General features: G+C 61.6%; 14 protein-coding genes. 8 read left to right on the forward strand and 6 right to left on the reverse strand.

The annotated features are described in order from the left end of the window. Positions 1-55: 55 nt before the first annotated feature. Complete coding sequence (locus tag AU252_RS15515; RefSeq protein WP_083510432.1) at positions 56-1459, forward strand: O-antigen ligase family protein; 1404 nt, start codon at positions 56-58, stop codon at positions 1457-1459. On the opposite strand, the gene AU252_RS23330 is transcribed toward AU252_RS15515, so the two are convergent. Then, entirely contained in the window at positions 1456-2283 is an 828-nt protein-coding gene (locus AU252_RS23330; RefSeq protein WP_083510433.1) for a right-handed parallel beta-helix repeat-containing protein, read from the reverse strand. The genes AU252_RS15515 and AU252_RS23330 overlap by 4 nt on opposite strands. A gap of 16 nt (positions 2284-2299) precedes the next feature. Here AU252_RS23330 and AU252_RS24185 point away from each other — a divergent pair, with 16 nt between their 5' ends. Continuing rightward, a complete protein-coding gene (locus AU252_RS24185; protein ID WP_167349838.1) occupies positions 2300-2503 on the forward strand; it encodes a hypothetical protein in 204 nt (67 codons plus the stop codon). Positions 2504-2521: 18 nt separating this feature from the next. Here AU252_RS24185 and AU252_RS15530 read toward each other — a convergent pair whose 3' ends face one another. Together AU252_RS15530 and AU252_RS15535 are read right to left on the reverse strand one after the other, a co-directional pair. Then, positions 2522-3043 (reverse strand): hypothetical protein, encoded by a 522-nt coding sequence (locus tag AU252_RS15530; protein WP_058931501.1) that lies wholly within the window; start codon positions 3041-3043, stop codon positions 2522-2524. 203 nt (positions 3044-3246) lie between these two features. Beyond that, on the reverse strand, positions 3247-4299 hold the full coding sequence (locus tag AU252_RS15535) for a glycosyltransferase (RefSeq protein ID WP_058931502.1): 1053 nt from the start codon (positions 4297-4299) through the stop codon (positions 3247-3249). Positions 4300-4690: 391 nt separating this feature from the next. Between AU252_RS15535 and galE the strand changes: the two genes are divergently transcribed. Next, positions 4691-5707, forward strand: a complete 1017-nt coding sequence (gene galE / locus AU252_RS15540) for a UDP-glucose 4-epimerase GalE (protein ID WP_058931503.1) — start codon at positions 4691-4693, stop codon at positions 5705-5707. Positions 5708-5827: 120 nt separating this feature from the next. Here galE and AU252_RS24905 read toward each other — a convergent pair whose 3' ends face one another. Beyond that, positions 5828-6205, reverse strand: a complete 378-nt coding sequence (locus AU252_RS24905; protein WP_346425555.1) for a vWA domain-containing protein — start codon at positions 6203-6205, stop codon at positions 5828-5830. Beyond that, positions 6148-6717 carry a hypothetical protein gene (locus AU252_RS24910; RefSeq protein ID WP_058931505.1) on the reverse strand — a complete coding sequence of 190 codons (570 nt, stop codon included), beginning with the start codon at positions 6715-6717 and terminating at the stop codon, positions 6148-6150. The genes AU252_RS24905 and AU252_RS24910 overlap by 58 nt, the downstream gene beginning before the upstream one ends. 1711 nt (positions 6718-8428) lie before the next feature. Between AU252_RS24910 and AU252_RS15560 the strand changes: the two genes are divergently transcribed. The 5 genes from AU252_RS15560 (at position 8429) to AU252_RS15580 (ending at position 12962) form a co-directional block, all read left to right on the forward strand. After that, the gene (locus AU252_RS15560) at positions 8429-9607 is read left to right on the forward strand and encodes an acyltransferase family protein (RefSeq protein ID WP_058931507.1); all 1179 of its coding nucleotides are present in this window, start codon (positions 8429-8431) and stop codon (positions 9605-9607) included. A gap of 385 nt (positions 9608-9992) precedes the next feature. Next, complete coding sequence (locus tag AU252_RS15565) at positions 9993-10769, forward strand: WXG100 family type VII secretion target (RefSeq protein WP_157768996.1); 777 nt, start codon at positions 9993-9995, stop codon at positions 10767-10769. Next, on the forward strand, positions 10766-11398 hold the full coding sequence (locus tag AU252_RS15570; protein ID WP_058931509.1) for a hypothetical protein: 633 nt from the start codon (positions 10766-10768) through the stop codon (positions 11396-11398). The genes AU252_RS15565 and AU252_RS15570 overlap by 4 nt, the downstream gene beginning before the upstream one ends. A gap of 74 nt (positions 11399-11472) precedes the next feature. Further along, positions 11473-12027, forward strand: a complete 555-nt coding sequence (locus AU252_RS15575; protein ID WP_157768997.1) for an acyltransferase family protein — start codon at positions 11473-11475, stop codon at positions 12025-12027. 137 nt (positions 12028-12164) lie between these two features. Continuing rightward, positions 12165-12962: an SGNH/GDSL hydrolase family protein gene (locus AU252_RS15580; RefSeq protein WP_083510435.1), complete on the forward strand. Its 798-nt coding sequence runs from the start codon at positions 12165-12167 to the stop codon at positions 12960-12962. 43 nt (positions 12963-13005) lie between these two features. Here AU252_RS15580 and AU252_RS15585 read toward each other — a convergent pair whose 3' ends face one another. Next, complete coding sequence (locus tag AU252_RS15585) at positions 13006-13470, reverse strand: Lrp/AsnC family transcriptional regulator (RefSeq protein ID WP_058932990.1); 465 nt, start codon at positions 13468-13470, stop codon at positions 13006-13008. Positions 13471-13526: the final 56 nt, after the last annotated feature.

Raw genomic sequence — 13526 nt, forward strand, 5'->3', positions numbered from 1 at the left:
CTGTTTGTTTGCCCGGTAGACTCATCGGGCGCCACCGAATCCGTATGGGGGAACTATGTCTACACTGCTGCTTTTTGCCTTGGTTGGTGCTGTGGCGCTCGTTTGGGGGGTCATTGCCATCCGGACCTGGCCATCGTTGGATGGCAAGCATGCAGGGCGCCCCATGCACATGTTGCTTTGGGCCGTAGCCATTACCGCCGTGGCTTGCAGCGTCCTTGAATCGCAAGGGTTGCATGGCGTGTCGCGGTCGATCAGTGCGATCGCGGGTTTTGCCTTCCCCTGTGTGATGCTGGCGGGGATCTTCGGAACGTTGGCGATCCGTGGGAGGGCTGCCCATCCATTGGTGCCGGCTGGCTTGCTCGCGTTCTCAGGTGTTGTCGCCTCGTCTGCCGTAATAAATGGCCAGATAGGTGAAGTGACTTGGGGCGTAGCCTTGGGGGTGCTCTACCTGCCAGGCCTCGTTCTCGCGATCTGGAAAACCAGCGCCAGCCGCGAAAGCATCCGGCAAACCGTCCGAAGAATCAGCGTCAGCGTAGTTTGGCTGAGTCTCGCTTACGCCGCCGTCGATCTAACCCACGCCCTAGGAGACCTTCCACGGAGGATCGTCCTGCCTGGAGTCGAATTCCGACTAGCCGGGGTGACGCCCCACGCCAATCTGCTTGCCTTCACGGCGGCAATCGCCTTCTTCCTCACGATGCGGGCGCGCCCCAGGTTCTGGCTCCTTCACCTCCTCGCGTGTCTTGCCATACTTTTTCTTGCAGAGGCCCGGACACTCACCGTTGGTCTTTTGGTCGCTGGCGCCGGATATTGGATCGTCAATGCCCGGAAGTCCCGAATGGTCCGGGCGATCAATACAGCGATTTTCGGTGCCCCCATTGCTGTTTTCCTGTGGCCCGCAATCGTGTCCTCGTTCGATGAATCGTCCCTCGCGTCGGATGTGACCACCCTGAACTCCCGGACTCTGGTGTGGGATCTGGTTGCCGCCAACTGGACGGAACGCCCGGTCTTCGGCTGGGGAGCTTTCACTTTCGACAACGCGACAGGCTCCCCCCTGTCAGCGCTTTTCTTCAACAACTCGCACAACCAGTTCCTCGAAGCCTTGATTGAGGGTGGAACTGTGGGGCTGCTCCTAATGGGAGGCGTTGCCGTCGCGCTCGCATGGTCGCTGACGAAAGCGCGGGACGCGCCGTATGTGGCTGTGACCATCATGTGCCTGTTCTTCATGATGACCGAAGTCCCGTTCACCTTGCATAACTACGGCTTTAGTTACGTGGTGGTGCTGGCCGCGCTGCTGCTTGCGATCCTTGTTCCTGGGCCTACTGTTCGGTCCGCTGCGGGTTCCGTTGAACCAACGCTGCCTGAACGTCAGGACGCCCATCTTGCGAAACTTGAGGGCGCGTTGACAGCGCAGCGCATCGCCAGGACCAGCGCCGTGTCTGGCCCCGGCGAACCGCGCTAAGCGGCCTGTGTCGCGAGCTTCCAGCCGGTGCTGCCTGTGCCGCTGTTTTTGATGTACATCGTGCCGGTGTCCGTGCGGAGGTAGACGGAGCCGGGGCCACCACCGAATGCGCTCTCGGGCGAACCGGCCCCGGATATTTGGCGAACATCGCCGGCGGCATTGAGGATGTCCGTGTACGGCATGTTCCCTGTCGCTCGCACACCGGGCCCCAAAGTTGCACCGCCTGATAACTGCGTGCCGAGGGCGCCGTTGGATGAGACCAATACGGCGTTCTGGGTGAACCGCCGCGCCGTGTTGCCCGAGACGGTTGCCGGGAATGATTTGTCCAGCATGACCGCTTTGAGTGCTGTGGCGTTGCCGTCGAGCATGTTGCCGCTGATGGTGAGGTGAGTGGAGTTGATTACTTCCACTGCGTAGAGCGCTGCTGCATTGACGACGTTCCCAGAAACGCTGATGTTGGTGCACACGCCCTCAATTTTGAGGCTGCTGCCCGTGCATCCGGCTACGGTGTTCCCGCTGATGGCGCAGTTGGTAGCTGCCGAGTTGCAGGAGATGCCCGTCGAGCCAGTACCGCCGCCGTCGATTGTGTTCCCGCTGGCCGTGAAGCGGGCTGCGCCGGAGAACTCAATGCCGTAGTCCTTATTGGATGTGCAAGTATTCCCGGCAACCGCCGCGCCCTTGGCGTTGGCGATGCTAATGCCGATGCGTCCACCCGTGACAGTGTTCCCGGTGATGGCGGAACATTTCGATGCACACGGGCGGGGCCAGGGTTGGTCCGATGGGGAGGATAACCCTGTTGTTGGTGATGCGCGACCCGGTGACAGTCAGCGCGGCTTGGTTGTGGACTTTGATGCCACCCTCAACGATGCCTGTCCCCTGATCAGTGCGGTCCACGTAGTTGCCTGTGATAACAGGGTCTACGATGTTGACCGCCGCGGGCTGGACGAAGATTGCGTTACCGCCGCCGCCGAGGATGGTGTAGCGGCCGTTGCCTCGGCTGCTCCCGTCGCGTCCGCCGAGGCTGGGGATGCGATGGCAGCATAAGTCGTAGCCGCCTCAGTCTTATCGAGCTTTGGCGTCCCATAAGTGGCAGAAAGTGCCGATGCAGTTTCGGTGCCAGGTGTCGTGATCGCCTGCTTGATCGCGGCGTCTGTGGGTAGGATTGTTCACGGCCTCACCTGACTTGTTGCGTAGGAGCAGCGGCCCGGACGTCCGTTCACCGGCTGCTGCATCCAATGCGCGCAAGACCGGGACGGCTAGCGGGATGGTGGCGGGCTTGCCGACGAGGCGGAGCACCCGGTGGCCGCCCTCGATGTCCTGGTAGTCCTCGATCTTCACGTTGCACGCCTCAGTGACGCGCAAGCCCAGCATGCCCATCAGGGCGATGAGTGCGGAATCGGACCGCGAGGATGCCCGGGCGCACTGGATGACGGCGCACAGCTCCATCCGATCCAGCCCCATCGCCCGGGACGCGTCGATGAAGACCCGCAGCATGCGGATGAGAGCGGCAGGGGATCGATCGATGTAGCCGTTGATCTGCGCGAAGCTGTAGTAGCCGCGGATGATTGGGCGGTGGTGGGCCACGGTGGGAGGGTGAGTTCTTCCGCTCGTCCTCGAGGTAGCGGGCAAAGAGTTCCAGCACCGGCCGGCGCATGCCCTCCAGTACGTCGATGTCTAGGCCCCGCACCAGCCGAACAGGATCTTCAGCGACACCTTGTAGGTCCCCCTGGTGCTGCCCCGGTAGCGGGCAAGGTACCAGCCGCCGCCAGCTCCGCCGTGGTCCCTTCTTATGGAGCCGCTACGGCGCTCCGGTATGCGGTGACGAGTTCGCCTACGCCTCGGCGTGCAGATAGGTCGAGCGGAGCGGGTGCCGGCTGTAGTTGGGCGCGGAAGTCCGGGAGGCCGAAAATTTCCAGCGCCCGATTCCATTCGGCCTGGTTGGCTCCGATCTTCATGACGTTGGGGAACTCCTTAGCCCACATCATTCCGGGGGCGTGGTTCACGATGGCTGGGACTCCGGCCACCAGTGCCTCTGACAAGGCAATGGGCATCCCCTCGTGGCGGCTGGGCATCAGGAACACGGAAGCCTTCAATAGGCTTTCCGCAGGATCGCTCACACCTCGGTGGCGAAGACGGCCAGCGGCCTGCAGCCCGTCGAGGATGGCCTTTTCTTCCGCAGTGGCTCCCGTTTCGTCGCCGTGGAAGTACAGGTCGAGGCTGCTGGCCTTGACGGCTCGCAGCGCTAGGGCGTGGTTCTTGATGTGCGATGAGTTGCCGACGATAACAGCGGCGGCAGCTTCACTCTTGGGGAGATTCGTTCGCACATCGCGCAGAGTGAAGAACCTATCCTCCACCCAGTTTAAAATGAGCGTGGGGTCCCGTTTGAAGGCTCGTTCATTGTCCTGGACGTCCGGAGATACAGCGATGAACTGCTTGACGAACCTGTCGGCGACGAACGCCTGGGCTCTCCGGCTTAACAATGCTTTACCTTGGGGTCGGAAATAGCTGTGGATGGTCCGGATGATGGGCGTCTTAGGAAGCGCAACCTTGGCGGCCAGGGTGGAGAGCCCGAATGCGCCCTCAGTGTGGATGTGTATCAGATCTGGTTTCTCGGACTTCAGTAGGGTGGCCCATGCCTTAGCGCCAGCAGCGGTCCTGAGCGACGGGACTGCGGCGACTTGATAGCCTGCCGATTCAAGTTCGGGAGCGAAGGGGTGCTCCGTGCCCTGACCGACGATTAGGGTGTCCAGGCCCGCGTCCCTGAAGTGCTCCGCCGCCGAAACGAACATCCGTTCCATACCGCTCGGCTTCAATGCGCCCATGAGGTGAACTATCTTCATTGTCTGTACCTTTCCCCCTGCGAGTTTGGGCGTGATGCCTGTAGGAACTTTACAGGGTGCGGATTGTCCGGTCTTTTGTACCCCCTAGACTTCGGCACATGACTTTTGGGGAATCGCGTAAGCGTGTGCTTGTTTTGGTGCTGGCCATGGATGCTTAGGTAGCAGAGCGCCCGTGAGCGCGGGAGATATAAACGTTCTGGGGCGCCTGGGCTGATTGACATTCTGCCTGTGCATGTCCGCCGGTGAATGCCAGCGCCATGCCGCATGTATGTGGTACTGGGGCAGCTGCTGAATTAAGACTGTGTCGCTGCCACGATGGAGCCTGCGTCTCATTAACCCGAGTGACGCGCACCAGTTGGGAGGGCTGTCCGCTGCCAATTAGACTAACGGCATGAAGGTATTGGTGACCGGGGGCGCCGGCTATATTGGATCACACACTGTGCTTTGCCTGCTCGAAGGCGGCCATGAGGTCGTGGTTCTGGACAACCTACTGAACTCTAATGCGGAGTCGATGCGGCGGGTTGAGGAGCTCACCGCTCGGACGCTGGGCTTCCGTAAGTGCGACCTGCTGGATCGCGAAGCTCTCGACGCTGTCTTCCGCGACGATAAATTCGACGCAGTGATCCACTTTGCCGGGTTAAAGGCAGTGGGTGAATCCGTCGCGAAGCCTCTTTGGTACTACAGAAACAACGTCGTGGGGACTTTGAACCTACTCGAAAGTATGGAAAGCGCAAACGTCCGGAGACTGGTTTTCAGTTCCTCCGCAACGGTCTATGGCGCCTCTGAACAGGTTCCCCTCATCGAAAAGTCCCCGCTGGACGCCACGAACCCCTACGGTCGGACTAAGGAACAAATCGAAGACATCCTCTCGGATCTCTGTGCAGCCGATGACCGCTGGAGCGTCGCCCTACTTCGTTATTTCAACCCCGTCGGCGCCCATGAATCTGGACGCATTGGCGAAGACCCACAGGGAACACCCAACAATTTGCTGCCATTCGTTGCGCAGGTCGCAGTCGGACGTCGCGAGAAAGTCAGGATATTCGGCAACGACTATCCAACGCCGGACGGAACCGGGGTAAGGGACTACATCCACGTCATGGATCTTGCCGGCGGGCACCTAGCGGCTCTGGATTATCTTGAGAGCAGGTCTGGGACCTTCCGCTGGAATCTAGGAACCGGCAAGGGAACATCCGTCCTGGAGGTCATCGCGGCCTTTAGCACGGCTGCTGGCCAGCCCATCGCGTACGAATTTGTGCCCCGGCGGCCCGGCGATGCAGCAGTTAGTTATGCCGATGCATCCGCTGCGCTTGCCGACCTTGGTTGGTCAGCGCGCCGAAATCTCGCGCAAATGTGTGAAGACCATTGGCGCTGGCAGTCCTCCAACCGCAACGGCTACGGGCAGACCTAAAGCTCCACTGGACGGTTCCCTTCATCGAAGATCTCACGACCCTCGGTGGCGACTGGTCAACGGCTCGCAGCCTGGAGGCATCGAAGCGATGACAGCAGCAGCTGGTCTTGGTTTTGATGTTCAGCAGGAGGGTTCCGCAGCTTCGGCCTGGGCTGCCGGGAGATTACCCGAGATCGGGAGGTAGCTGGCCCCCGTCGTAGTGGCGACCGACTCGAGCAAGGCCGAGTCCTGATCGCCCCCGAGGCCGATGGTGTAGACGCGAACGCCGTTGGCGCGAAGGTCTGGCAGCACCTGCTCGGCGGTCTCTGCTCCGGCATTCTGCAGCCCGTCCGTGAACAGCACCATGACCTGGCTCGCCGCACGCCCGGCAGCGATGATGGCGTTCAGTCCTTGCCGCAGAGCGTCGCCGATCGCGGTTTGGCCGCCCGGGAGGAGGTTGTTCACGATAGTGTGTCGAGCGTTGCGCCAGGTGGTCTGGTTCGGTCCCGCCGCGGGCACCTCGCTTCGTGCCCCGACCGTGGTGGGACTTCCCGCATAGGTGACAAGCCGAGCTCTTCGATCGGATTCACGTAGTCCACCCAGAAGTTCGCGCCGATCTTCAGCTGATTGAACTTGGCTCCGGCCATGCTGCCGGAGCGATCCAACACCAACTCGAAACGCTGGGCCGGTAGCAGGTCGTAGAGATAGTGGGACAGCTCGTGGGCCATGATGGTGGGCCGCATCAGGAAGTCCTGCGAGATGTCCGTCGACTCCGTTGGCAGCCATAGCCGGGCGGACGTGGAATTGGGCCAGACGTCGCTGTTGGGATGCACCCAGATGCTGGCGTCCGCGCCGCCGAAATTGTTGGCCGCGTACAGCACCGTCCCGATCGAGTGAGTGCCGTCCGTCGCGTCGTGCAGGCTGCGCGACGCGCGGTTGAACAGATCGCACAGGAACGCGATCTCGTTCGGCTGCGGCATATAGCGCAGCGATACGGTCAGGTTGAACCTGCCGCCGTTGAAGAATCCCATGCCTTTCGCTCCTTGTCTCTTACGTCAGCGTCGACGTGCCGGTGCGTTTATTGGTGGGCGCGGTAGACCGACCCGAAAGACTTAGGAGGTGAAGGAAACCGGTGGCGGGCTCCAAAGCGGTTCGTTGACCGGGGTGCTGTCGAGGCCTTTGCGACTGGCGGTGGCCGGGATACGGAGCTCGACCTGGTCTGCATTTGGAGCCAGCCAGGAGACGGGTAGCGGCGAGGGCCAAATATCCTGGGGGAGATAATCATCTTGACTCCAAGAACTGCAAAAGAATAAGGAGACTTTGCCGCGCTTTAGCTAAATTGCGAAGCGGAATGTGCTGCCGAATCCGGAGCTGGCGATGCTCGGCCTAGTCCTCCCGCTTGCGGCCTGTCCAGACATTCAATCAAGTTGTTTTACGAAATCGAGTCATCGAATGGGCCCACGTTCCGAGGTGATCTCGGCCTCGACCGGCGGATACGGCGCTCCGCCTTCAGGTTGCTGCGGTTGGCTATTGGGCTGCCACGGACTCCGTGTGCTCAGCACACCGGACGGTCGCGATCAGCGGCCCGCCGCCGTCGTCCTTTTGGTAGCGCGTTACGTGATTGGTTGTTTTGCCGCACGACGGGCAGAAGGTTTTGTGTTGTTTTGTCCCCATATCGAGCATTGTAGGGGGATCGAGTTTCCTGCATGTAAACGAGCGCGGCGGCCATGACCGGCTGCCCCGGCGGCGCCACCATTGTTGCTTGTTGACCGCCACTCCGGCCGGGCGTAGGGTGCCACTCTGGGCTCGAAGTAGATAAATCCTGGGGAGCCTGAAAGTAATCGATCGTGTTCTTTCACTCGAACCCTAGGGAGAATTGCCGTGCGCACCAGATTCATACTTATTGCGGCCCCTGATATTCGGGACAATGCTGGCTGTGCCGACCACGGCGTCGGCGACGGCGGGAGACGCCGTTTCCGGTTCGGCCGTCATCGTGGCTTGGTCCCACTGTCCGGATGGTTCCGACGCCCAGCTGGCATTTTCGGCCCAAGGTTCCACCGGGAAACGGCCACCGGACTGGTATCAATCACTTGCCTTTCGTCCACCCACGCCTACGAAAGTGCCGTCTCCTGCCTCGACGTGTAAGGGGCCGTGGCGATAATGGGCATGACGGTGACCACGTCGACTTCGCCAGCCTTCCCGTTGGCTCGGCTATGTCCCTGACGGTAGCGGACGGCGGTCCTGGCGGCGCCAATGCCGCCATTAGTGTGCTGATTACCGGCTCCAACTGGCGTTACGAGGTCGAATCACCCTTTGGCCAGCGGTGACATTCTTGTGACGGTAGGCCCCGGTGTGTCTCTGGCGCAGTGCTCGGATGGAACGGACAACGACGCCGACGGCATGACGGATTATCCTGCCGATCCCGGCTGCCAGTCCGCCCAAGACGCCACGGAGTCACCCAACCCTGCACTTCCGGCGGTCCACCCCACATTCAAGAAGGACTGCGAAAGGGCGGATACGTGAAATTCGGCTTCGCGAACCAGGGCGCGTGCGTCTCCGCTATTCGGCGCTGAGATCCCATACCATTGGGCGGGCGCAGTCAGCGGCCCGCCGCCGTCGTCCTCTTGGTAGAGGTTTTGATTCACCGCATCCAGCTGACGCCCAGCCTTCAGTCAGCTCGGCATATGGAACCTTACCTATGCTCGATGGGTGAATTCTTGGTCAAGTAGCGGAATCCCGAACATGAAGGAACGCCTGGTGGCGCCGGCATCCGGACTGCTGTCCGGGCGGCAGCACGCGCTCGATGGCCTGCGCACCATCGCGGTGGCCGGCGTTTTTCTCTTCCACACCGTCACCGGGTTCGCCCCCGGTGGATCCATTGGCGTGGACGTCTTCTTCACGCTCAGTGGTTTTGTCATCACGCTCCTGATCATGAAGGAGTACCGTTCCACGGGCCGGTTGCGCGTTGGAGTTTTCTACGCCAAACGGCTTGCCCGGCTCTGGCCTGCGCTGCTGGTTCTTTGTGCTGTGGTGGTTATGGTCGGCCTGATCTTTCCAACGTCGGGGTGGGGCGGCCAGGCAGCCGATGCCATTCCGGCCGCTGGCTACGTGATGAACCTGTCCAACTTCGGAGCCTTCGGTTCCTCGACCGGCGGCGGTGCGCTGAGCCCAGCCTGGACGCTCGCCGTCGAGGAGCAGTTCTACCTGGTCTGGCCAGTGCTCCTTCTGGTTATGCTGCGGTTCTGGAAGGTCCGTACGGTCGCCTGGATCACCGCGGTTCTGGCGGCGGGGTTCCTGGTTTCACGGTTCTTCCTGGTCTCCGGAGGGGCATCGCTGGCCCGGATTTACAACGGGCCGGATACACGGGCTGACGAGTTGCTGTTGGGGTGCGCCGTGGCTCTGGTGTTGTCGTCCATCAGCCCGGGCTCCCGGCTCCAAGTTTCCCTGCAGACCGGTGTGCGCCGGTTCGGTCCGTTCGCGGGGCTCGCCCTCGTGCTGGCCGTGTTCACGTTCAAAGAGCCGACCACGCCCGGGGCCTGGTTTGATATCTTCTGGACGGTCGGCCCGACTGCCTTGGCACTACTGGCCGGGCTGGCCATCGGGTGGCTTGTCCTGCTGCCAGAAGGCCTCGTCTCAAAGATCCTGGGCCACCGCTGGCTTTCCCGCCCGGGCCGGGACCTGTCCTATGGCATGTACCTCTGGCACTTGCCGGTCTATATCCTGCTGATTCCGCTGGTCCCGTCACTGGCCGTCCGCGTACCGCTGACGGCAGCCCTGACCGTGCTGATGGCTTACGGATCGTTCCGCTTTGTGGAGCGGCCCATCCGCCGCTGGGCCTCCGGAAGGCTGGAACCCGCCGTCCTCCGTCCCGTCCCGGAGCCCGCCCGGAAGCTGGAGCTTGCCGGGGTATCCGGGAAGTAAGGCCGAACCCAAGGTTCCTTCCCCCTGCTTTTGTGCGTGCCCAAGCTCAGGCGGCTTCACCCGAGTGCTCAGCGCACCACACAGTCGCAATTAACTGGCCGCCGTCGTCGGCCTTCTGATACACCGTGTGACAGATGCGGATAGATTGTTGCCGAGGCGGTGGGTCTTAGATAGATCTGCATACTACGATGCAGCTACGTGATAGTGCTTCACAAAAGGCCCAGCAGAACGCCATGGAGTAGGAAACGCCTCCCGCTAATTGTGTCTCTTTTCATTTGTTGTCCTCTCGCATAGTGGCCGGACAACAAATGAGGCCTGAATCGAATTTAGGAGGATTGTTTTGGCTGCTGGAATGTATGGGGCTGACGTTGAACAGCTTCGGTCCTTGGCGAAGAAGTTCGAAACGTCTGGTTCCAACTTGCTGAATGTCATCAGAACTTTGGACCATTACATCAACTCCACGGATGCTTGGCGGGGGCCTGACGCCGAACGTTTCCGCTCCAACTGGAACGAACGCGACAGGCTCGCGGTGACGCGTTCTGCCGAAGCTCTCACTGAAGGAGCATCAGCGCTGGCTCGGAATGCCGAGGAACAGCAAGAAGCCAGCGCAGCAAACGGCGCATCCTCACATGGTTCTGTTCCTGGTGGTAGCCAGACGTCGATGACCGCGTCCGGTGCGCCCGGCGATAGCCAAGGTGGCGCGATTGATGAGCGGGCCGTGATAGAGATGTACCACGATTTGAGGCAGCTAAAGCTTGGCGGCCTCACCATTTCCGATGAGGCGGTAATGGTCGGGAAAATCATAGGCGGTGGTTTCCTTGAGAAGGCCGGATATGTGGTGGACGCCGCCGATCTGGTCGATGCGGTCAGCCACGGCGAGTGGGGCGATGCGGCCAGTGTCCTCACCAAGACCGCCGGCGACACGATAAAGAACTTCGGTCCCGTCGGTTACCTTGTCGGCGCGAACATTTCCGTGTGGACTGATGTGGTCAACGAAGCCAGCAAGGCCGATTGGTCCGAGGAAGCAAGACTTCAAGTAGTGGACTACGCTACCCAAAACCCGTGGGATGCCTTAGATGCTGTAGTAGAAGCAGAAATGAATTTCCTCCCAAATCTCGTTATGGATGTTTGGCCCGCAAAATTAGGGTTGTTTAGCCGATGAGACTTGAACTGAGCGGCCCCGAGGTTGTTGCGCTCGCTGCGCACTCCGGGAAAATCTGGCCCGCCGCGGTAATTGGCCTGGATTACGGAAACCAGGAACTTCTCCAGGAATTCGTGTTGGACGGTACCCGCTCCCTCATTTCCCGCGGACTCGCCGACGTGGACAGCGGTCGCATCGCGATCGACTCGCGGTTGATCCGAGGCCTCAGGCCGGTGTTTTCCTCGCCTGGGGTGACCGCATTTGTCGGCACGGCTGAAGACGTTGCAGAAATTGCCGGTGGAGCAATCTACCTGTATCCGGATGGTGAGGACTGCATTGTCGAAGTTGTTCGCGCGACAGGCCAGCGAGAGCTGCTCGGCCTGAGCAAGTCTCGTGCGATCCAGCTCCTGCAGATATTCGCGGAATCAGTCTTTCGGTCACCTCATGGCGACGATGATCCTTCGGACCTGGTAGTTTACGTCGGCGCTCCGGTCGCTCCGGATCTTCCGATATCTGTTGTCCGGCCCGGTCGCCTAAGCCATGGTGTTGCTCCGAAGGCTGGTGGTCCCGTGGTGGGCGCCCGAGACGCAGAACACTGGGACATAGCTTGGATCATTCGTCTCCTGAACCAGACCCAAATCCCAATTTAGGAAATTGTCGTATTGCGCGACCGTTAATGTTATGAATGTGCCGAACGCCTTCGGTTCCTCAACTGGTCCGGCCCGTGCTCCTGGTTTCACGGTTCTTCCTGGTCTCCGGCGGGGCATCACTGGCACGGCTGTACAACGGGCCGGATACACGGGCTGACGAGTTGCTGCTGGGGTGCGCCGTGGCACTCGTGTTCTGCTCCATCAGCCCGGGCTCGCGGCTCCATGTCTCGCTGCAGACCGGTGTGCGCCGCGGCGGCCCGTTCGCGGGGCTCGCCCTGCTGCTCGCCGTGTTCCTGCTCAAGGAGCCCACCACACCCGGAGCCTGGTTCGACGTCTTCTGGACCGTCGGCCCCACTGCCTTGGCACTGCTGGCCGGGCTGGTCATCGGCTGGCTTGTCCTGCTGCCGGACGGCCTCATCTCCAAGATCCTGGGCCACCGCTGGCTGTCCCGCCCCGGCCGGGACCTGTCCTACGGAATGTACCTCTGGCACCTGCCGGTCTTTATCCTGCTGATTCCCCTCGTCCCATCGCTCGCCGTCCGCGTACCACTGACGGCAGCCCTGTCCGTGCTGATGGCGTATGGGTCCTTCCGCTTTGTGGAGCGGCCCATCCGCCGCTGGGCCTCCTGAAGGTTGGAGCCCGACGTCGTCCGTCCCGTCCCGGAGCCCGTTCGGGAATTGGAACTCGCCGGACGGACCTAGGCTCCTTGGCACCGCGACGACGCCGGTATGATGTGCCGGGTGACGAGAAACGGTGGGGACTTAACGTGACCAAGCAGGAATGGTTCAAGTACGGTGCGCTCTTTCTGCTGGCCGTGGTTGCCTTCGGGGTGGCAGGTATCGCCCTGACGAATCCGCGCGGCCCGGGCGAAGCCGTAAGCCCTGTGACGGCAAGCTCCCCGGTGGCCACGCCGACTGCTACGGCAACACCCGCACCCACAGTCGCTGCAACGGCCCAACAGCTGAAAATCCAGCTCCCCGCCCAGCCCGTCCTCCTGATTCTTGGCGATTCGTACACTGCCGGTGACGGCGCGGACCAGCCAGACCAGGGGTGGGCGTACGTTGTTGCCAACGCACTCGGATACCCCACCAACATCGACGGCGTAGGCGGAACCGGGTTCGCGTGGGGCGGTGGCGAGCAGGACAACCTTGCCCAGGAATACGAAGTCCGGTTGCAGGAAATCGCTGCGAACCCGACCTTCGTCCCCAACGTCCTCATACTGCAAGGCGGCCAGAACGACGCCCTGATCACCAGCCCTGATGAAATCCAAACCGCCACGGCGCAGACCATCGAGGCGGCCCGCACGTTGTGGCCCGGCGTCCAGGTAGTGGTTCTTGGGCCCTCGGCCCCCCATCCGTTAGCGGAGGAACTGCAAGGTGCGAACAGCGCCGTCCGCGCCGGGGCCGCAGCCGCCGGTGCTCCGTTCATCGACGCCTACGAGGCCGGCTGGTTCACGGGTGCCAACAGCCCGGGATTCGACTTTGACGGGGCGCACCCGAACACCGCCGGGCACGCGCATCTTGCAGAGAAGTTCCTGGAGTCCTGGGCCACGCTGATTCAGTGAGCTGCCTCCTGCGGACGCGGCGATGCCTCCTGGACACCATCTACTAACGCGTATCAACATCCTCAAACACCAGAAAAGTCTGCGTGTCCTGAACGCCCGGCATCGCCTGAAGCTGATCGAAAATCACGCGCCGCAGGTCGGTGTTGTCGATGGCGCGCACCAGCAGGATCACGTCAAAATCGCCGCCCACGAGTGCGATGTGGTGGACCTCCGGGATCGCGCGCAGCTGCTCGCGCAGCTCACGCCATGAATGCTGGCTTACCTTCAGCGTCACGTAGGCGGAGGACTTCAGCCCGGCCTTGATGGGGTCCACCAGGGCCGTGAATTTGGTCAGCACACCTTCGCCGGTCAGCCTGGCGATGCGGGTGTACGCGTGGGCCCGGGAGATGTGGACATTCTCAGCGACCTGGGTCACGGACATCCTCCCGTCCCGGGTGAGTTCGCCGATGATCCTGCGATCGACGTCGTCCAGCGGCACCTCGCCGGGCTCGCCTTCAAGTCGTGCCAATTCGTCCACCGCTCCCGCTCGTTATCCAGATCACATTCCAATTCGTCTTCCAGACT

The organism is Pseudarthrobacter sulfonivorans (assembly GCF_001484605.1).
GTDB lineage: Bacteria > Actinomycetota > Actinomycetes > Actinomycetales > Micrococcaceae > Arthrobacter > Arthrobacter sulfonivorans_A.

Bases quoted from the DNA above. Each gene is read 5' to 3' on its own strand.
- galE (WP_058931503.1), top strand. From the start codon at position 4,691: ATGAAGGTATTGGTGACCGGGGGCGCCGGCTATATTGGATCACACACT.
- AU252_RS15535 (WP_058931502.1), bottom strand. From the start codon at position 4,299: ATGAAGATAGTTCACCTCATGGGCGCATTGAAGCCGAGCGGTATGGAA.
- AU252_RS24910 (WP_058931505.1), bottom strand. From the start codon at position 6,717: ATGGGATTCTTCAACGGCGGCAGGTTCAACCTGACCGTATCGCTGCGC.
- AU252_RS15515 (WP_083510432.1), top strand. From the start codon at position 56: ATGTCTACACTGCTGCTTTTTGCCTTGGTTGGTGCTGTGGCGCTCGTT.
- AU252_RS15570 (WP_058931509.1), top strand. From the start codon at position 10,766: ATGAGACTTGAACTGAGCGGCCCCGAGGTTGTTGCGCTCGCTGCGCAC.
- AU252_RS15560 (WP_058931507.1), top strand. From the start codon at position 8,429: ATGAAGGAACGCCTGGTGGCGCCGGCATCCGGACTGCTGTCCGGGCGG.